The 18,725-nt window shown below is 62.8% G+C and carries 18 protein-coding genes; 11 read left to right on the forward strand and 7 right to left on the reverse strand.

The window, feature by feature from the left end:
• Positions 1 to 18: 18 nt before the first annotated feature.
• The 3 genes from AAFN84_RS05615 to AAFN84_RS05625 all read right to left on the reverse strand — a co-directional run bounded on the left by AAFN84_RS05615 (position 19) and on the right by AAFN84_RS05625 (position 3,109).
• On the reverse strand, positions 19 to 1,086 hold the full coding sequence (locus tag AAFN84_RS05615) for a TIGR01620 family protein (protein WP_347513508.1): 1,068 nt from the start codon (positions 1,084 to 1,086) through the stop codon (positions 19 to 21).
• Positions 1,083 to 2,543, reverse strand: a complete 1,461-nt coding sequence (locus tag AAFN84_RS05620) for a YcjX family protein (RefSeq protein WP_347513509.1) — start codon at positions 2,541 to 2,543, stop codon at positions 1,083 to 1,085. Before AAFN84_RS05620 ends, AAFN84_RS05615 begins: the two co-directional genes overlap by 4 nt.
• 62 nt (positions 2,544 to 2,605) lie before the next feature.
• Positions 2,606 to 3,109 carry a histidine phosphatase family protein gene (locus AAFN84_RS05625; RefSeq protein ID WP_347513510.1) on the reverse strand — a complete coding sequence of 168 codons (504 nt, stop codon included), beginning with the start codon at positions 3,107 to 3,109 and terminating at the stop codon, positions 2,606 to 2,608.
• A 324-nt stretch (positions 3,110 to 3,433) separates the two neighbouring features.
• Between AAFN84_RS05625 and dksA the strand changes: the two genes are divergently transcribed.
• The gene (gene dksA, locus AAFN84_RS05630) at positions 3,434 to 3,850 is read left to right on the forward strand and encodes an RNA polymerase-binding protein DksA (RefSeq protein WP_347513511.1); all 417 of its coding nucleotides are present in this window, start codon (positions 3,434 to 3,436) and stop codon (positions 3,848 to 3,850) included.
• Between the two features lie 126 nt (positions 3,851 to 3,976).
• On the opposite strand, the gene AAFN84_RS05635 is transcribed toward dksA, so the two are convergent.
• On the reverse strand, positions 3,977 to 4,921 hold the full coding sequence (locus AAFN84_RS05635) for a flagellar biosynthetic protein FliO (protein ID WP_347513512.1): 945 nt from the start codon (positions 4,919 to 4,921) through the stop codon (positions 3,977 to 3,979).
• A 223-nt stretch (positions 4,922 to 5,144) separates the two neighbouring features.
• Here AAFN84_RS05635 and AAFN84_RS05640 point away from each other — a divergent pair, with 223 nt between their 5' ends.
• From AAFN84_RS05640 to AAFN84_RS05675, 8 genes are all read left to right on the forward strand, one after another.
• On the forward strand, positions 5,145 to 7,733 hold the full coding sequence (locus tag AAFN84_RS05640; protein WP_347513513.1) for an ATP-binding protein: 2,589 nt from the start codon (positions 5,145 to 5,147) through the stop codon (positions 7,731 to 7,733).
• Between the two features lie 284 nt (positions 7,734 to 8,017).
• On the forward strand, positions 8,018 to 9,310 hold the full coding sequence (urtA, locus tag AAFN84_RS05645; RefSeq protein ID WP_347513514.1) for an urea ABC transporter substrate-binding protein: 1,293 nt from the start codon (positions 8,018 to 8,020) through the stop codon (positions 9,308 to 9,310).
• A gap of 66 nt (positions 9,311 to 9,376) precedes the next feature.
• Entirely contained in the window at positions 9,377 to 11,008 is a 1,632-nt protein-coding gene (gene urtB / locus AAFN84_RS05650) for an urea ABC transporter permease subunit UrtB (protein ID WP_347513515.1), read from the forward strand.
• Entirely contained in the window at positions 11,005 to 12,222 is a 1,218-nt protein-coding gene (urtC, locus tag AAFN84_RS05655) for an urea ABC transporter permease subunit UrtC (RefSeq protein ID WP_347513516.1), read from the forward strand. Before urtB ends, urtC begins: the two co-directional genes overlap by 4 nt.
• A gap of 4 nt (positions 12,223 to 12,226) precedes the next feature.
• Positions 12,227 to 12,973 (forward strand): urea ABC transporter ATP-binding protein UrtD, encoded by a 747-nt coding sequence (urtD, locus tag AAFN84_RS05660; RefSeq protein ID WP_347513517.1) that lies wholly within the window; start codon positions 12,227 to 12,229, stop codon positions 12,971 to 12,973.
• 82 nt (positions 12,974 to 13,055) lie between these two features.
• Positions 13,056 to 13,751 carry an urea ABC transporter ATP-binding subunit UrtE gene (gene urtE / locus AAFN84_RS05665; RefSeq protein ID WP_347513518.1) on the forward strand — a complete coding sequence of 232 codons (696 nt, stop codon included), beginning with the start codon at positions 13,056 to 13,058 and terminating at the stop codon, positions 13,749 to 13,751.
• 109 nt (positions 13,752 to 13,860) lie between these two features.
• Positions 13,861 to 14,163, forward strand: a complete 303-nt coding sequence (locus tag AAFN84_RS05670) for a hypothetical protein (protein ID WP_347513519.1) — start codon at positions 13,861 to 13,863, stop codon at positions 14,161 to 14,163.
• A gap of 230 nt (positions 14,164 to 14,393) precedes the next feature.
• On the forward strand, positions 14,394 to 15,188 hold the full coding sequence (locus AAFN84_RS05675; RefSeq protein WP_347513520.1) for a L,D-transpeptidase: 795 nt from the start codon (positions 14,394 to 14,396) through the stop codon (positions 15,186 to 15,188).
• A 20-nt stretch (positions 15,189 to 15,208) separates the two neighbouring features.
• On the opposite strand, the gene AAFN84_RS05680 is transcribed toward AAFN84_RS05675, so the two are convergent.
• Positions 15,209 to 16,540, reverse strand: a complete 1,332-nt coding sequence (locus AAFN84_RS05680) for a DNA polymerase IV (protein WP_347513521.1) — start codon at positions 16,538 to 16,540, stop codon at positions 15,209 to 15,211.
• A gap of 61 nt (positions 16,541 to 16,601) precedes the next feature.
• Between AAFN84_RS05680 and AAFN84_RS05685 the strand changes: the two genes are divergently transcribed.
• Positions 16,602 to 17,207: a GNAT family N-acetyltransferase gene (locus AAFN84_RS05685; protein WP_347513522.1), complete on the forward strand. Its 606-nt coding sequence runs from the start codon at positions 16,602 to 16,604 to the stop codon at positions 17,205 to 17,207.
• An 18-nt stretch (positions 17,208 to 17,225) separates the two neighbouring features.
• On the opposite strand, the gene AAFN84_RS05690 is transcribed toward AAFN84_RS05685, so the two are convergent.
• Entirely contained in the window at positions 17,226 to 17,879 is a 654-nt protein-coding gene (locus AAFN84_RS05690; RefSeq protein WP_347513523.1) for a hypothetical protein, read from the reverse strand.
• The gene (locus AAFN84_RS05695; RefSeq protein ID WP_347513524.1) at positions 17,876 to 18,184 is read right to left on the reverse strand and encodes a DUF3572 domain-containing protein; all 309 of its coding nucleotides are present in this window, start codon (positions 18,182 to 18,184) and stop codon (positions 17,876 to 17,878) included. Before AAFN84_RS05695 ends, AAFN84_RS05690 begins: the two co-directional genes overlap by 4 nt.
• A gap of 176 nt (positions 18,185 to 18,360) precedes the next feature.
• Here AAFN84_RS05695 and AAFN84_RS05700 point away from each other — a divergent pair, with 176 nt between their 5' ends.
• Complete coding sequence (locus AAFN84_RS05700) at positions 18,361 to 18,717, forward strand: response regulator (RefSeq protein WP_347513806.1); 357 nt, start codon at positions 18,361 to 18,363, stop codon at positions 18,715 to 18,717.
• Positions 18,718 to 18,725 lie beyond the last annotated feature (8 nt).

Below are 18,725 nucleotides of genomic sequence, written 5' to 3' on the forward strand. Positions count from 1 at the left end.
CGCCATCGTGACGCAAGCCTAATTGCTTTTTCGGGGCTCGGTCGTGTCCTGCCGGCGTACAAAAGTGCTGAGTGCGGCAAGAAAGTCACCCATGCCGGGACGCTTGAGCGCCGTGAAGGGCAAAGGGCGCACCGTCTCCATCGCCGCAACGCCGATTCGCGCCGTCATCATGCCGTTGACCACGCCTTCGCCGAGCTTGGCGGAAAGCCGCGCGGCGAGCCCCTGGCCGACGATCTGATGGACGAACTCGTCGCCGGCCGCGACCACGCCCGTGACAGCGAGATGGGCCAGAACATCGCGCGACAGCCTGATGAAGCCAAGCGTTCCGGGCCGGCCGCCATAAAGTTCGGCAAGCCGCCGGATGAGCCTGCCTGCTTCGAACACCACATAGGCGAGGTCGACGATTGCACGCGGGCTGACGGCGGTGACGATACTGACGCGCTTTGCGGCATCCAGAATCAACGTCCGGGCCTGCGCGTCGAGCGGCGCGAGCAGTTCCGCCTCGGCGATCCTCACCAGATCGGCACCGTCAATGATGTCCTGGTCCATCTCCTTGAGATTGCGTCTGCCGGCAGCAGTCTCAGGGCGCGCGGAGACGAACGTCGTCAGTTCAGCCACCACGTGGCGTGCCTGGCGCCTGTCGTCACGCGTGATCGCGGCGACTCCGCGGGCGCGCAGTTTCTCCACCGAGCCCAACCTTGCCAGTCCGATCATTTCGCGAACCAGAATAATGACGAAGGTGACGGCGGCGATGGCCGCCACGCCGGATGCCAGCCATCCGAGCCAGTCGGCACGGGAGAACAGGTCGCGGATCAGTTGATCCGTCCACATCGCGAAGGCAAGCGACAAGAGCAGCCCGAAGGCGCCGAGAAATATCGCGCCGAGCCTGGAGCGGCGGCGTGGCGTCGCCGGGGGCGGCGTCTCGAGTGCTGCGTCCTGCTCTTCGAACACGTCGATTTCCGCTGGCGTCACCATCGCGGCCTCGGCCTTCATCGCCCGTGGCGGACGTGGCGCGATTGGTTGTTTGGGCGTTTCGCGGTCTTCAGGTTCGATCCTGAACGAAGCGGGTTTCCTGGGCTGGGTCATGCGAGATGGTCCCCGACGAGATAGTTCAGCGCCCTGTCGAGCCGGATATGCGGCAGCGACAGTCTCACTCCTTCGGCGGTGCGTTCGAGCCTGGGGGGGCGAAACCGCACGAAGCGGATCGGCGACGTCGCGCCTCGCGACAAATCTGAAAGAACTGAATCCGCTTTTGCCGGCAAGTCTCCGGGAAATATCGCTGTTTCGGTTGTGCCGTCAAAGGTCTCGTCGCCGATCGTCTCGCCCGAAAGCGGCGTGCCGATGATGACGGGGAGCGTTTCCCGGCCCTGTTTCACAGTTCCTTCGCGCGTCGCGCGTACCGCTGCCATCGCAAGGATCTCGACGTCGGCGCCCGAAAAGCTGGCGCGCTCGATCGCGCGGTCGGCGAGGCGCCGCACGATGGCCTGCAGGCGGTCGTGACTCTCGTGATGGATATGGTCGGCCTTGGTCGCAGCGATCAGAATACGGTCGATGCGACGTGAGAAGAGGCCGCTGAACAGGCTGCCGCGTCCGGCCCGGAAACAGGCGAGGATTTCGGTCAATGCCCGTTCGAGATCGGCCACCGCTTCGGGTCCGACATTGAGTGCCTGCATGGCGTCGATCAGCACGATCTGGCGGTCGAGCCGCGCGACATGATCGCGGAAGAAGGGTTTCACGACGTGGGTCTTGTAGGACTCGTAGCGTCGCTCCATCATCGCGCGCAGTGAACCCGGACGTGCCCGTTGCTCGCCGATCCCCGGCAGCGGTGCGAACGTGAGGGCGGGCGATCCTTCGAGGTCGCCGGGCATCAGGAAACGTCCCGGCGGCAGCGTCGAAAGTGCGCGACGATCTTCCTTGCAGGCTCTGAGATAGGTCGTGAAGCTTTCGGCAAGCCGGCGCGCGACCATTTCGTCGGCGTCGGAATCGGGGTCGGTCGCAGCGGCAAGTCGAAGCCAGTCGGCGGCGAGGTCGGCCCGGATCGGCAGTTGTGCCAGATCGTGCGCCTCTTGCGAGAAGGCAAGGAAGTCCTTGCCGAGCAGCGGAAGGTCGAGCAGCCATTCACCCGGATAGTCGACGATGTCGAGCGACAGCCTGCCGCGCGAGAAAAGCCTGCCCCAACCGGACGCGGATTCATAATCGATGGTTAGCCGCAGCTCGGAAATCGCGCGCGTGGAGTCGGGCCAGACGCGCTCATCGACAAGCGCTGCGACGTGATCTTCGTATTGGAAGCGCGGTACCGTGTCGTCGGGCTGGTGCTCCAGATATGCCCGCGCGATCCGTCCGCTTTTCTGTGCTTCGAAGAGCGGCAGGCGACCGCCGTGGATGAGATTGTGGACCAGCGCGGTGATGAAGACCGTCTTGCCCGCGCGCGACAGGCCTGTCACCCCCAGGCGAAGGGAAGGCGAGACGAGACCGGAAGCACGACCGGCCAACGTATCAAGGGCGATCCTGGCTTCGTCGCCGAGCGTCGTCAGTGCTGCCAATGGGTTCGCCTCGTCGGGTGCATCCGCCGGATATAGGGGTTCGCTGCCGAATATGAAAAGATTCAGAGATCTCGAGGCGCCAGAAATTCCTCGAGATAGCCATCTTCCGGGCGGATACCGTCCAGCGCGCCGGAAAAGCGCAGCACCGCAAGGCCACAGGTCGGGAAGCCGCGTGCCACGGCTGCGAGCGCGGTGGCCTGGCCGTCCCGGGACAATGCCATTGCGAGGTCTTCCATCATCGGGTTGTGGCCAACGACCAGCACGGACCCGGCATTCGAAACCTCGCGAATGATCTCCAGGTAACCGCCGGCATCGGAACTGTAGAGACCGTCCAGATAGCGCACATCGGCTGCCTTCAGATGGCGTGCGGCCGCTTCCCATGTTTCCCTGGCGCGTCGTGCGCCGGAGCACAGCACGAGATCGGGGACGTAGCCCGCCAGCAGCATCGACGCCGCGATGGTCTCGGAATCCGCCTTTCCGGATGGCTCGAGGGCACGGTCATAGTCTCGCGTGCCGGGGTCGGCCCAACGGGCCTTGGCATGCCTGAGTAGCAAAAGCCGGTTCATCGCAAGCCACCCTCCCGATCGTCCGCATGGGCAATTCTGAACGGACCGGGCCGGTTTAGACGGATGCCAAGCGGTGTGCAACCGGCCATGAAACGTCGCCGGAACGCCACACGCTCTGGAGGCAATTGTCGGCGGAAAAGCCAGAGGTCGTACGGGAAGAACAAGATAATCATAATAATCCCAGCAGCTTGCATCGACTTAGCCGGCAGCCCACCACGCTTGATCAAGTCTTCGGGAACACAATTTTCGAGATGCGATTGCGCTTGTGCGCATGATTTGCGGCGAATATATAGGCGCCGGACTGAAGCTTTGGGATTGAGTCGAATGTCAGGAATGGTTGAAACCGATTACGTCCCCTCCGAAGACGAGCCGTTCATGAACGAACGGCAGAAGGCATACTTCCGCGGAAAGCTCATGACCTGGAAGACCGACATCTTGCGTGAGGCACGTGAGACGCTCGAAATTCTCCAGCGTGAGAATGCGAATCATCCAGATCTCGCTGACCGCGCCTCTTCGGAAACCGATCGTGCAATCGAGCTGCGTGCCCGTGATCGGCAACGCAAGCTCATCTCCAAGATCGATGCAGCCTTGCAGCGAATCGACGAGGGCACATACGGCTATTGCGAAGAGACGGGTGAGCCGATCGCGCTCAAACGGCTTGATGCCAGGCCGATCGCCACATTGTCGATAGAGGCACAGGAGCGGCACGAGCGACGCGAGAAGGTCTATCGGGACGACTGATCATATCAGGAACTTGAAGCGGCCTTGAGCCGCTGTTTTTTTGTCTGTGAGAATCGCCGCACTGCCATAGAGGTTGCTCGGCGTTGATTGCCGTCTTGGTCTCCGTCGCGGGGCAAGCCCTGCACTTCAAGACTTCTGGACGGACAATTCCCCGAGCAACTTGCTCATTTCCTCGTCCAGCGAACTTTCGCGGCTGTCCTTTCGGTCGGCCGGTGCTCTCTCCTCGTCGATGTCCAGGGTGACCTGAAGCTCCTGCAGCAGTTCTTCGTCCAGGTTCGGCCGCGCCGTGGTCGGGGTGCTGTCGACCGGCTCCCCCGACGGTGGCGTCTGTGCGGACGCAGAGCCGTGGGGCGCCGAGGTCGCGAACGACTGCGTTGGTGCGACGACAGCCGGAGAAACCGGTGCGACTGGTCGCAAGGTCCGCACGGGCACGGCAGGCTCGGTGGCCGCGGCTACCGGTGCCGGAGATGTTGGGGCGGATGCGGACGATGCGGAGATAGATGAGAAACGCGGCTCGTTTGCCGACACCTGCGGTGCGGGTGCGGGTGAAACATGCGGCGCTTGTGGCGCCGGGCGTGGCGCGGGCTGTTGTGGTGCTGCCGGCTGCAATGGCGGTGCATATTGAGGCCTTGGCGCGGGCTGGACGGGGCGGGGTGCGGGACGCGGCGCGGCGGCTGGCTGAGCGGGGATCGGCGTGGGCGCAGTTGACTGGGGCGGCTGTACCGGCGCATGCGAGGCCTCGTGGTCTTCCGGAACGGTTCGGCGGGCCGGTGGCAGAAGCCTTATGTTTTGCTCGACCACTACATCAGTCGGGCCTCCAATAAGGATGAGGTGTTCGATATCGTCACGGCGCACAAGCACCAGCCGCCTGTGGCTGTCTACCGCGGTGGCATCCATAACGGCGAGGCGCGCCTTGCGGTTCTTGCCGCCTGCCACGAACGTCCCGAATGTCAGGCCGCGGACGATCCTGATGATCACCAGAAGGACGAGAAGGCCGATGAGGGCGAAGATCGTCCACATGAGCGCATTGGCATATTCTGGCCCGGCGATACTTTCCAACCATGCCGTCATCTCGCACTCCCTGCATGTCATGAACCTGCCGCTTCGCGCAGCTTGTTGCGCGGCACACTAGTACGTCATGCCACATTGCGGCAAGGTTTGTGGCACGAGGCTTGAGCGAGGCTCGCCAGTCCGGCGCGGGCCGACGCGCGGCGTCCTCGCCGCCCTTGCGGATGGCGACGGGCATGATGTATGCCGGTTCGTCAGCGCACGGTCACGGCAGGCAGATAACAATATGGCAAGAGAAACCGGCGTCGAAGCCCGTCCCGCAGCGATCGTGGAACAGAGCGCGCGCCCCGGTGCCATCACCCGCCTGCTGATCTTCATCGTCATCCTCGTCATCTCGGCGACGCTTTTCGCGGTATTCCGTGAGCGTCTCGGCGATCCGCTGCTGCTCGGCCTCCTTGGCATATTGGCGATGATCGGCGCCGGCTTCCTTTTCACCGCTGCAATCGGTTTCATCCATATCGCGCCGCGCTCCACTGCCGACGAGATGTCGCGCTCGTTCGTGGACACGATGGGGCAGGGGCTGCTGGTGACCGACGTGAAGGGCCGCATCGTCTACGCGAACGAGGCCTATGCGCAAATGACCGGCGCCACTTCGGCAGCCGACATCCGCTCCATCGAGGGCCTGCTGGCCGATAGCCCCGAGGCTTCGCCGATCGTCTATCGGCTCGCCGCGGGCCTTCGTGACGGCCTGTCGGGCGATGGCGAGTTTCGGATCGGCCAAGCGATCAGGCCCGGTTCAGAGCAGAGGGCGCACTGGTACCGGCTACGGGCACGCATATTCAAGGTTCCGGGATACCGCCAGCCGCTCTCGGCATGGGAGATCGCGGACATCTCCGCCGAGCGCGCCGAGCAGGAACGTTTCTTCCTCGATCTGCAAAAGGCCATCGATCACCTTGACCATGCTCCGGCGGGCTTCTTTGCCGCCGATGCCGCCGGCCGCGTCACCTATATCAATGCGACGTTGGCCGAATGGCTGGGAATCGATCTTGCGTCGTTTTCGCCGGGCGCGATGACGCTGTCGCAGATCGTCGCCGGCGACGGCATGGCGCTGGTGCGCTCGGTGAGAGCCGATCCCGGCGCAACGCGCAACGCGGTCATCGACCTCGACCTGTCCACCGTCGGTGGCGCCGTCGTGCCGGTACGCTTCATGCACAGGGTCACCGCCAGCCGCGACGGGGCGCCCGGGCCCTCGCGCACCATCGTCCTGAACCGCAATCAGGGAGAAGACGCATCGGCGGAACTGCGTGCTTCCGAGGTCAGGTTCACGCGGTTCTTCAACTCGACTCCAATGGCGATCGCCGGCGTCGATGGGGAAGGGCGCATCCTGCGGACCAACGCGCCGTTCCTGTCGCTGTTTTCGACCGTCGTCGATCGCGACATGCTCGACCGGCGCATCAAGCTCGAGGCGGTGATCCACCCGCGCGATCGTTCGTTCTTCGAAGCCGCGCTCGACAAAGCGCGCCAGTCGCAGGCCGACATCGCACCGATCGATACCGTACTGCCCAGCAACGAGGAGCGGCACATACGGTTTTATGTCAGCGCCGTGGTCGACGGGTCACCCGGCGAAGGCATGGAGGAGGCGGCCATCGTCTATGCGGTCGAGACCACTGAGCAAAAGGCGCTGGAAGCGCAGATGGCGCAGAGCCAGAAGATGCAGGCAGTGGGCCAGCTTGCCGGGGGCATCGCGCACGACTTCAACAACGTGCTGACAGCGATCATCATGGCCGCCGATCTCCTGCTGGCCAATCACCGTCCGTCTGACCAGTCCTTCCCGGACATCATGAACATCAAGCAGAACGCCAACCGCGCGGCATCGCTCGTCCGGCAGCTTCTGGCGTTCTCCCGCAAGCAGACGATGCGGCCGGAAGTGTTGAACCTCACCGACGTTTTGGCCGACCTGCGCATGCTGCTGTCGCGGCTGGCCGGCAACGAGATCAAGCTGACGATCGACCACGGTCGAGACCTGTGGCCCGTCAAGGCAGATATCGGCCAGTTCGAGCAGGTGATCGTCAACCTGACGGTCAATGCGCGCGATGCCATGCCCGACGGTGGAAACCTCACCGTGCGCACGCGCAATGTTACGGAGGCCGAATGTGCCGGGTTTGGCTACCGGCAACTGCCACGCGCCGATTACGCAATGGTCGAGGTCGAGGATTCGGGAACCGGCATTCCGCCTGAAGTGCTGGAGAAAATCTTCGAGCCGTTCTTCACGACCAAGGAAGTGGGCAAGGGCACCGGCCTCGGCCTGTCGATGGTCTACGGCATCATCAAGCAGACCGGAGGCTTCATTTTCTGCTCTTCCGATCCCGGCAGCGGCGCGACCTTCCGCATCTTCCTGCCGCGCCATGTAGCGGACGCGGCCCAGTTGGCCGCCGAGGCCAAGGAGCGAGATGCCACTGCACTGGTAAGCGAAGAGCCGAAGCAGCAGGCCGCACAGGATCTATCGGGTTCCGCAACCATCCTGCTCGTCGAGGACGAGGACGCGGTGCGGATGGGCGGCGTGCGCGCGCTTTCCTCGCGCGGCTATACGGTTCACGAGGCGTCGTCCGGTGTGGAGGCGCTGGAAATATACGAGGAACTCGGCGGCAAGGTCGATCTCGTGGTGTCGGACGTCGTCATGCCGGAAATGGACGGTCCGACGCTGCTCGGCGAGTTGATCAAGCGCCAGCCCGACATCAAGTTCGTGTTCGTCTCCGGCTATGCCGAGGACGCCTTCGCACGCAACTTGCCGGAAGAGGCAAAGTTCGGGTTCCTCCCGAAGCCGTTTACGCTGAAGCAGCTTGCGACGACGGTGAAGGAAATGCTGGACGACTGAGCAGCAGGCCCTCGCGGTCGGTCGCCGAAAGCCGGCTTCTGCATGCCTCTTGAGCACTCAAGTCGCCCTGCCCACGTTTTATGCAAATCCGACTTTCCTTGCGCAAATATGCCGCAACGATTTGTTAACTTGCGTGTCGGAGGCAATCCGCCGGCCGGCACGACATATTCTACGACTTTGATTTCCTTCATGCTTTGACGTTAAGCCGGCCAATCTCTCCAACTGGCACGACAGTTGCTCCGTATGTTGCGGTGCAAACAAGAGCCAGTTGGAGGTTGTTACAAATGAGGGGTAAGTTCGCTAACATCACGCAGGCCCTGGCGGCTGGCGCATTGGCAGCAACGCTGCTGACGTCGCAAGCGTCGGCACAGGACGACACGATCAAGGTCGGTATCCTGCATTCGCTGTCGGGCACGATGGCGATTTCCGAGACGACGTTGAAAGACGTCATGCTGATGCTCGTAGAAGAGCAGAACAAGAAGGGCGGCCTGCTTGGCAAGCAGCTCGAGCCGGTGGTCGTCGATATTGCTTCCGACTGGCCGCTGGCCGCGGAAAAGGCTCGCGAGCTGATCGAAGTCAACGACGTCGATGCCGTCTTCGGATGCTGGACGTCGGTATGCCGCAAATCTGTGCTGCCGGTCTTCGAAGAACTGAATTCGCTGCTGTTCTACCCCGTCCAGTATGAGGGCGAGGAAAGCCAGCGCAACGTGTTCTACACCGGCGCGTCGCCGAACCAGCAGGCTATCCCCGCCGTCGACTATCTGATGAACGAGGAAGGCGTCGAGCGTTGGGTATTGGCTGGGACCGACTACGTCTATCCGCAGACCACGAACAAGATCCTCGAGGCCTATCTCAAGGACAAGGGCGTCGCCGCCGAAGACATCATGATCAACTACACGCCGTTCGGTCACTCCGACTGGCAGACGATCGTGTCGGACATCAAGAATTTCGGTTCGGCCGGAAAGAAGACCGCGGTGGTCTCGACCATCAATGGCGACGCCAACGTGCCGTTCTATCGCGAACTCGGCAACCAGGGCATCGATGCCGCGGACATTCCGGTCGTGGCATTCTCCGTCGGTGAGGAAGAGCTGGCCGGTCTTGATACCACTCCGCTCGTCGGTCACCTGGCGGCGTGGAACTACTTCATGTCGGTGGATACCGAGGAGAACGACGCGTTCATCGAGACGTGGCATGCGTTCATCGGCGACGAGGAGCGCGTCACCAACGACCCGATGGAGGCGCACTATATCGGCTTCAACATGTGGGTTGCCGCTGTCGAGAAGGCAGAGAGCACCGAGCCTGACGCCGTCATCGACGCCATTGTCGGTGTCGAAGTGCCCAACCTGACGGGCGGGACTGCCGTGATGCTGCCGAACCACCACGTCACCAAGCCGGTGCTTATCGGTGAAATCCAGGACGACGGACAGTTCGATGTCGTGTGGGAGACCGAGGACCTCGTCGCTGGCGATGCCTGGTCCGATTTCCTGCCGGAGTCGGCAGTGCTCGAAGCCGATTGGACCGATCCGGTCAATTGCGGCAACTACAATACCGACACCAAGTCCTGCGGCGGTTCCTGATACCGCCCACGATCTCGCGAAGGCGGCTCTGCCGCCTTCGCATCCACCAATCCTGACTGGTGAGAAATGCCAATTCTCCTGGATACCTTGTTTCGGTGCCTCGCGCGCTTCTCCGTCTGCCTCGTCGCGATGCTCGTGATGTTCGGGTCGGCGCGGGCGCAGTCCGTCGAGGAGCTGATGCGCCAGCTTCCCGACGGCAGCTATTCGGATCGCGGCGAAGTCGTAACGCAACTTGCGGCGACGGGTGATACGCGCGTCGTGCCGGTCTTGGAGGCTCTCGCCGCCGGCGACCTGAACGTCGTCGAGGAGACGGGCCAGATCGTGCTGATCGCGCCCGCAGGCGACAATGTGTCGATAACGGATGCGCTGACCGGCGCCGAGGCTGGGGAAGTCGGGAGACGCGACGTAGAGCGCATCCGCGTCAACAACAGCCTGCGCCGCGCGGTGCGAACCGCCATCGGCCAGCTTACCCTGATGAGTCCGAATGCTTCCGTGCGCCTCTCCGCCGCGCAATCCATGTTCCAGGCCGCCGATCCGGACAACATCGAGCTTCTCGACGAAGCATTAGCCCAGGAGGACGATGCCAGCGTTCGCCGGGTTATGGAGGAGGCGCGCGCGGTCGCGATCCTTCGCGCCGATTCGTCCGTGGAGGAGACGACCGCGGCTATCGACGTGATTGCAGCACGCGGGGACCGCAATGCCCTCGGCATCCTCAACAGCGTGCTTGCTGATGCATCGGAAGAAGACCGGCCCGCCATCGAAGCCGGCATCGCATCGATCGAGCGCAAGCTTGCGCTCCTCGATGTCGGCCAGAACGTCTGGTACGGCATTTCTCTCGGTTCCGTGCTGCTGCTGGCAGCCATCGGCCTTGCGATCACCTTCGGCGTCATGGGCGTCATCAACATGGCGCATGGCGAAATGGTGATGATCGGGGCCTACACGACCTATGTCGTGCAGAATCTCATACGCACATCGGCGCCCGGCCTCTTCGATTGGTCGCTGGCCATTGCCTTGCCTGCGGCCTTCGTCGTCACGGGCCTGATCGGCATCGCGATCGAACGCGGTGTCATTCGCTGGCTCTACGGCCGGCCGCTGGAGACACTCCTGGCAACCTGGGGTCTCTCGCTGATCATCCAGCAGGCAGTACGCACGACGTTCGGCGCGTCCAATCGCGAGGTCAGCAACCCCTCGTGGATGTCGGGATCATTCGACTTCTATGGCATTGCGATGACCTGGAACCGATTCTGGATTGTGCTGTTCGCGCTTGCGGTGTTCGCGATCCTGCTGATCGTGATGAAGCGTACCGCGCTTGGCCTGCAGATGCGGGCAGTGACGCAGAACCGCCGCATGGCATCATCGATGGGCATTCGCACGCCATGGGTGGATGCGCTGACCTTCGGCCTGGGCTCCGGCATCGCGGGCCTCGCCGGCGTCGCGCTCAGCCAGATCGACAACGTTTCGCCCAATCTCGGACAGGGCTACATCATCGACTCGTTCATGGTCGTGGTGTTCGGGGGCGTCGGCAATTTATGGGGCACGCTTGTCGGTGCGCTGACGCTGGGCGTGGTCAACAAATTCCTCGAGCCCTATGCCGGCGCGGTGCTGGCGAAAATCCTGGTGCTCGTCATCATCATCCTGTTCATCCAGAAGCGCCCGCGCGGTCTGTTCGCGCTCAAGGGCCGGGCAGTCGACGCATGATCAGCAATCGTCTCCTCAGCGCGCTGGGCCCGAAGATCTGGCTGGTCGCCGCGATCATCCTGGCGGCAGCGATCCTCGTTCCAGCATCGAACCTGCTTCTGCCGGTCGGCCACCCGCTGCGCGTGCCGAACTACATGGTGTCGCTGCTCGGCAAGTACCTCACCTACGCAATGCTTGCTCTCGCGCTGGACCTCGTGTGGGGTTATGTCGGCATTCTGTCGCTCGGCCATGGCGCGTTCTTCGCGCTCGGTGGCTATGCGATGGGCATGTACCTGATGCGCCAGATCGGCGACCGGGGCGTCTATGCAAATCCGCTGCTGCCGGACTTCATGGTTTTCCTGAACTGGTCGGAACTGCCCTGGTACTGGTACGGCTTCGATCAGTTCTGGTTCGCGATCCTGATGGTCATGGTCGTGCCCGGCCTGCTCGCCTTCATATTCGGCTGGTTCGCTTTCCGGTCGCGGGTCACGGGCGTCTACCTTTCGATCATCACGCAAGCGATGACCTTTGCCCTCATGCTCGCCTTCTTCCGCAACGACATGGGTTTCGGCGGCAATAACGGACTGACGGATTTCAAGGACATACTCGGCTTTTCGATCCAGGATGCCGGCACGCGCGCGGTGCTCTTCGCCGCGACCGCGATCGCGCTGATGCTTTCGTTTCTCGTGTGCGCCGCGATCACCACCTCGAAGCTCGGCAAGGTGATGGTGGCCGTGCGCGACGCGGAGAGCCGCACCCGTTTCATCGGTTACCGGCCCGAATATGTGAAGCTCTTCGCCTTCGTCGTGTCGGCTGTCATCGCCGGCATTGCCGGTGCCCTCTACGTGCCGCAGGTCGGCATCATCAATCCGGGCGAATTCGACCCCGCGAATTCGATCGAGGTTGTGATCTGGACTGCAATCGGCGGGCGCGGCACGCTGTTCGGCCCGATCATCGGCGCCGTTTTGGTCAACTATGCCAAGAGCTGGTTCACGGCCGCCTATCCCGATCTCTGGCTGTTCGCGCTCGGCGCACTCTTCGTTGCCGTTACCCTGTTCCTGCCGAAAGGCATTGTGGGAACGCTGTCCGACTGGAACGCGCGGCGGCGCGAACACAAGGCCGCACGGGACGAAGCCGGACCGCCGTCATCCGGGGAAGTCGGCAAGGTAGTGCGTGCCAGGACGAGCGAAAATGGCACGCACGACGACGGCGCGGCGCCGCAGCCGGCGGAGTGAGATGATGTCGAAGAGCAATACGATCCTCTATCTCGACGGCGTTTCGGTTTCTTTCGACGGGTTCAGGGCCATCAACAAGCTGTCCCTGGTGCTCGACAAGGGAGAGATGCGCGCCATCATCGGCCCGAACGGCGCCGGCAAGACGACCATGATGGACATCATCACCGGCAAGACGCGGCCCGACGAAGGCGAGGTGTTTTTCGACGGTACGATCGACCTGACGCAGCATGACGAAGCCGACATCGCCATGATGGGCATCGGACGCAAGTTCCAGAAGCCGACAGTGTTTGAAAGCCATTCCGTCGAGGACAACCTCTTGCTGTCGCTGCAGGGGCCGAGATCCATCTTTCCGACGCTGTTTCACCGCCGCTCCAGCGCGGAGATGCGGCGGATCGACGACATCCTCGCGACGATCCGACTTGAGGCACGCCGCGACGACCTGGCAGCCAATCTGTCGCACGGCCAGAAGCAGTGGCTCGAGATCGGCATGCTGCTTGCGCAGGATCCAAAGTTGCTGCTCGTCGACGAACCGGTCGCCGGCATGACCGACGCGGAGACCGAAGAAACGGCACGGCTGCTCAAGGACATCGCCAAGACGCATTCGGTGGTCGTGGTTGAACACGACATGCACTTCGTCCGCGAACTCGGCGTCAAGGTTACGTGCCTGCATGAAGGGTCGGTGCTTTCGGAGGGGTCGCTCGACTTCGTCTCGGCCGACGATCGTGTCGTTGAAGTCTATTTGGGGAGGTGAAGATGATGTGGCGGTTCAGTCTGGACTTTCCCGGGTTCACCATTGTTTCGCGGTGGCGCGTGCCGGGCAGGAGACGGCGGCCATGCTGAATGTCACCGACGCGACGCTGCACTACGGAGCAGCGCAGGCATTGCGCGGCGTGTCGATCTCGGCAGCGCCGGCAAAGATCACCTGCGTGCTGGGCCGAAACGGCGTCGGCAAGACGAGCCTGATGCGTGCGATCGTCGGCCATCACAAATTGACCACAGGAGAGATAGCCTTCGAGGGGAAGGCGCTCGACCGGAGCGCGGCGTATGATCGCGCCCGGTCGGGCATCGCATTCGTGCCGCAGGGGCGGGAAATCTTCCCGCTGCTGTCGGTGCGCGAGAATCTGGAGACCGGCTATGCGCCATTAAAGCGGTCGGAGCGCTTCGTGCCGGACCACGTCTTTGAGCTATTTCCCGTCCTCAAGGAAATGTTGTCGCGGCGGGGCGGAGACCTTTCCGGCGGACAGCAGCAGCAATTGGCGATCGGCCGCGCCCTGACGATGCGGCCGAAGCTGCTGGTGCTCGACGAGCCGACTGAGGGAATCCAGCCATCCATCATCAAGGATATCGGCCGCGCAATCCGTTATCTGCGCGATTCGGCCGGAATCGGCATTCTGCTGGTCGAGCAATATCTCGATTTCTGCCGCGAGCTCGCCGATGAGGTCTACATTATGGATCGTGGCCAGATCGTACATTCCGGGCCCGCAGAGGATCTGGATTCACCGGACGTTCGCAAGTTTCTGACGGTCTGATCGGCATGCGACGCAATTGAATCGAATGCGGGGGCTTGCCTCAACGTAACCTCCATCGCTCGCTGCTAGACCGGCCGGATTGAGGGCGTTTCTGCATTGAAGGTTTGACATGATCGTTGGTGGTTTTCCTCTCGCGGCCGCGCCATCGCGTTCCGCGGGTTCTTCCCTGTCGATGCAGTCGGTACGGACGACGTCGGCACCAGCTTCGGCTGAGGAGCCCGGCATTGCGCCCGCTCATTTTCGAACCATCTCGACAATAGGCTACGGTTCGCTCGCCTCCGCTTACCAGGTGATGAAGGCGCAGGAGACCACGTCCGCGCGTCCCGCTGCCACCCAGCCGGCAGCGATCCTTTCGGGCGCGGGCATCCCAACCGCGATGAGCGCCTATGAGGAAGTGAAGGCACTCGACTGAAGTTGAGGCTGTTGCCACGGCGCAACACAGGCGGTGTCGTCATGTTTCCGCCGCATCAAGCCCGCGTCGTGGCCATGATTGACGCCCAGTGATGGGAACCGCAGCGCGGATCGCGCGTTCGCTTTCGCGTTACAACGACAAGCATTCTCAGGTTCCAACTCATGTGTGTCAAAGCCGATCATCCAGAGACAGCGCCAGGACGTCTTTCGCGCCGTCTTTTCCTTCTCTCCATGCCCGTTTTCGTCGCAGGCTGCACCAGCACCAGCGATGCACTCCAGTCGGCCGTGCCGGCGGGGCCCGACCCCTACTATGTCGCCATGTACGGGGCGAAGCCGGGCGAACAGTTTCCCCTGCCTGCGACAGACATCAGGAAGGTCGACGACCGGTTCTTCCGCCAGCAGGTCGACTACCACCGCAGCGAGCCCCCTGGCACGCTTGTCGTGGATACGCGCAACCGCTTCCTCTATCTCGTCCAGGAGAACGGCAAGGCGATGCGCTACGGCATCGGCGTGGGCAAGGCCGGGCTCGAATTCGAGGGCAGGGCACGTGTCGCGCGCAAGGCCGAATGGCCACGCTGGACGCCCACGCCCAGCATGATCGAGCGCGAGCCGGATCGCTATGCCCAGTATGCCAACGGCATGGAGCCCGGTTTGAACAACCCGCTCGGGCCGCGCGCGCTCTATCTCTTCCAGGGCAACCAGGACACGCTTTATCGCATTCATGGCACGTCCGAGCCGTGGTCGATCGGGCTGGCGGTTTCGTCGGGCTGCATCCGGCTCTTCAACCAGGACATTATCGATCTCTACAATCGCGTGCCGACCGATACGGAAGTGGTGGTCCTGCAGAACGAGCCGCTGATGTATCCCCAGCGTGAAGTGCCGGAATGGGTGGCGCGCCAGATCGGCAGTGGCCAGCAGGCTCAAGGTCAGGCAATGGCCGCACCGGTTCAACAGGCATCGGACGGCTCTCTCCCACCGCTTGCCAACGACATGGTCCAGCCTCGTCGTCCGGCAATGGGGATCTGAGGCAGGCTGACGCGCGGCGGCTAACCCTGGCCGTCGCTCTGCGGCCTTTTGGGTCGCTGCCGGCCGAACGTGTAGCCTGTTTCAACCACGGTAGTGCCGCCAAAACGGTCGCGAAGCCGGTCGATGGCGCCCTCGGCCAATGCCCGCTTCCGGGCCTGGATATCGACGAGGTCGGGTGGATCGGCTCGTTCGTCGTCGCTGAGATCGGATACGCCGATACCGATGAGCCGATAGCGGGTGCCATCTGCCTCCTTGCGCAGCAGTTCCATCCCTGTCGCAAAGATGCGGTCGGCAAGCCTCGTGGCGTCCGAAAGCCGGCGATTGCGGGTCCGGATCCTGAAGTCCGCGCTCTTTAGCTTCAGCACCACGGTATGGCCGGCGATACCCGCCTTCTTCAGCCGCCGCGACACCTTTTCCGCCAGTGCACGGAGGATTGGCACGAGGTCCTCATACGTCGCGAGGTCGGCGTCGAAGGTCGTCTCCGCCGAAACGCTCTTGGCGTCGTGGTCGGGCTGGACGCGGCGGTCGTCCTCGCCTCGCGAGAGCCGGTAGAGGCGGTCGCCCATGGTGCCGTAGCTGCGCATCAGGTCGCCTCGATCCATCGTCTGCAACTGGCCGATGGTTCGTATGCCGTTCGCCTCGAGCGTCGTTGCGAATGCCTTTCCGACGCCCCAGATCATCGAGACCGGCTTGTCGGCCAGGAAGCCGACCGCTTCCGCCTGCCCGATGACCGAGAAGCCGCGGGGTTTGGCGAGGTCGGAGGCGATCTTCGCCAGGAATTTGCAATAGGAGAGCCCGACGGAGGCCGTGATACCGATCTCCTTTTCCACCCGTCGCTCGAATTCGGCGAGAACCAGCGCCGGCGGTTTTCCGTGCAGCCTTTCCGTACCCGACAGGTCGAGAAATGCCTCATCGATCGACAGCGGTTCCACCAGCGGCGTCAATGACTGCATCATTGCGCGAACCTCGCGTCCCACGCTGGCATATTTTTCCATGTCCGGCTTGATCACCACAGCATCGGGACAGGCATCGAGCGCCTTGAACATCGGCATTGCGGAGCGCACACCGCGGATGCGGGCGATATAGCACGCGGTCGACACCACCCCCCGTTTTCCACCGCCGATGATCACCGGACGGTCGCGCAGTTCAGGACGGTCCCGCTTCTCTACCGCGGCGTAGAACGCATCGCAGTCGATGTGCGCAATGTGGAGCGAATAGAGCTCAATATGGCGTACCACGCGCGGACTGCCACATGAATCGCAGCGTGCGCGTGCGCTCTTCTGCGGCGCCAGGCAGTCGCGGCAGAAACCATGATCGGGAGCGTTGACAGCGGTTGCCATTGATGTGAACATACCAGGAACAAATGCAATCTTAATTCATCGAGTGTGTGCCAACAAGCATGGAACGTTCCGCATGGAGCATGATTTGGGCGATACCGCCGACTCAATCGAGGTATTGCCGCTGACGCCGGATCGATGGCCTCTGTTCGAAGATCTCTTCGGCAAGCAGGGCGCTTGCTATGGCTGTTGGTGCACGCATTTCCGGCTTCGGCCAGCGGTGCGGCGCGAAAACGACCGTGAGCGCAACAAGGACGTGATTCGAAATCGCGTAGAAACAGGACCGCCACCCGGCCTGCTTGCCATCTCGGGCGGTCAGGCTATCGGATGGATGCAGCTCGGCCCGCGCGCCGACATACCGGAATGGAACAACGCCGGGAGGGTTTCTGCTCCGCTGTTGCAGGAAGATGCCGGCGATCCGCGCATATGGGCGATATCGTGCTTCTTCATCCGCGCCAGGTCGCGAGGCAAGGGCCTTTCCCATGTGCTGGTTGCCGGCGGCGTCGCTGCCGCGCGCGAGGCAGGCGCCAGATATCTTGAGGCGTGCCCGATGGACCAGTCGAAGGATTCCCGATCGATCGGGTTGTTCGTCGGGTCCACGCGAGTGTTCGAAAAGGCCGGTTTCAAGACGGTCGCGACCCGGAAGATCGGGCGGCCACTTATGCGGCTGGTTCTCGATTGAGGATGGGGGACAGGAAGGTCACAGCCCAAGCGCTGCTGCGATGCGTGGCTGCGCCTCACGCCAGTTGTCGACGACGATCACGCCGGTCGAGGGTGCGGGCAGGAGCGCGCGTAGCGTGTTGTCGGCCATGAGGTGGAACAGATGCGCGTCGGGAACGAATTCCCGTGCGGATGTCAGGTTGTGCGGCATGTCGTCGACAAAGGCGACCGGCCTCTCGGTTTCTCCACGCAGTCGACGGATGGCCGGGCCCTTTGCCATCTCAGTGGTCAGCAGGGGGTAACGCAGCCCCAATTCATCGAGATGTTTTCTACGAATATCGCGGTGGCGATGCGGCATGGCGGTCAGCAGAACCACCTCCGCGTCGCGGGCGATCGTCTCGATCGCTTCCGCCGCGCCATCCGTGATCGTCTGCCAGGTGGACTGGCTGTCGAAGAACTGCGCGAGAAGTTCGCGCACGTGGTCGCGTTCGGCCGCCGCGCCGCTCTCGAGATGGAACACGTTGCCGTGAAGGCGGAAGTCGCCGAGCGTCAGCCGATAGCCCTGCTGCTCAAGGTATCGCGGGAAGGGGCGGATGAATTCGAGGATGACGTCATCGACATCAAGGACCAGCAGGGGCCGGTCGTCATGCGACAGTTCCTCGATCTGGCGCAACGTTTCGGGATCGATGCTCACGTCGACGCCTCGAAATTGTCCTCGCCGAAGGGCAGGGCGCGCAACGCGGCCGAGACGTGCGCAGGCCTGGTGTCGGTGGCTTCGCAGAAGGCCGTCAATGTCGGCTCATGGGCGAGAATGAACTGCAGCACGCCGGCGAGAAAGCCGGGCTCGCCGGCGGCTTCTCGGATGCGGCTGGCCTCGATGCCGCTCATCGCAAGGAAACGTGGCATCAGCACCGGATCGGATGCGACGTAGGTCAGTCCGGTGATGCCGAGGTCTTCGGCTTCGGTGCGGCTCAGCTTGTCTGGATGGTTTGCAGGCATGACGGGTGACGTAGCCCAGTCTGGCAGTGTGAAGCAAGTAATCGGAGAGGGTTTGCCTTTCGTCAATCAAATTGCGTTACCCTGCAGGGAAGACTCACTGAACAGGTGGGTCTGGTATGCGGGAGGCGAAGCCCGCGAGGGGCGGAACCGGACGGGGTGAGATGGCGAAGAAGGTGATGATCGTCGAGGACAATGAGCTCAACATGAAGCTCTTTCGCGACCTGATCGAAGCTTCGGGCTACGAAACCGTGCGCACGCGCAACGGCCTCGAAGCGCTCGACCTTGCGCGCACGCATCGGCCCGACCTGATCCTGATGGACATCCAATTGCCGGAGGTCTCGGGGCTCGAAGTCACGAAATGGCTGAAGGAAGATGATGAGCTTCACACGATCCCCGTGATCGCCGTCACGGCATTCGCCATGAAGGGCGACGAGGAGCGCATTCGCCAGGGCGGCTGCGAGGCCTATATCTCCAAGCCAATCTCGGTCGGCAAGTTCATCGAGACGATCAAGTCCTATCTGGGCGACGCGTGATGTGCGCG

The organism is Mesorhizobium sp. CAU 1741, from assembly GCF_039839275.1.
Classification (GTDB): domain Bacteria; phylum Pseudomonadota; class Alphaproteobacteria; order Rhizobiales; family Rhizobiaceae; genus Aerobium.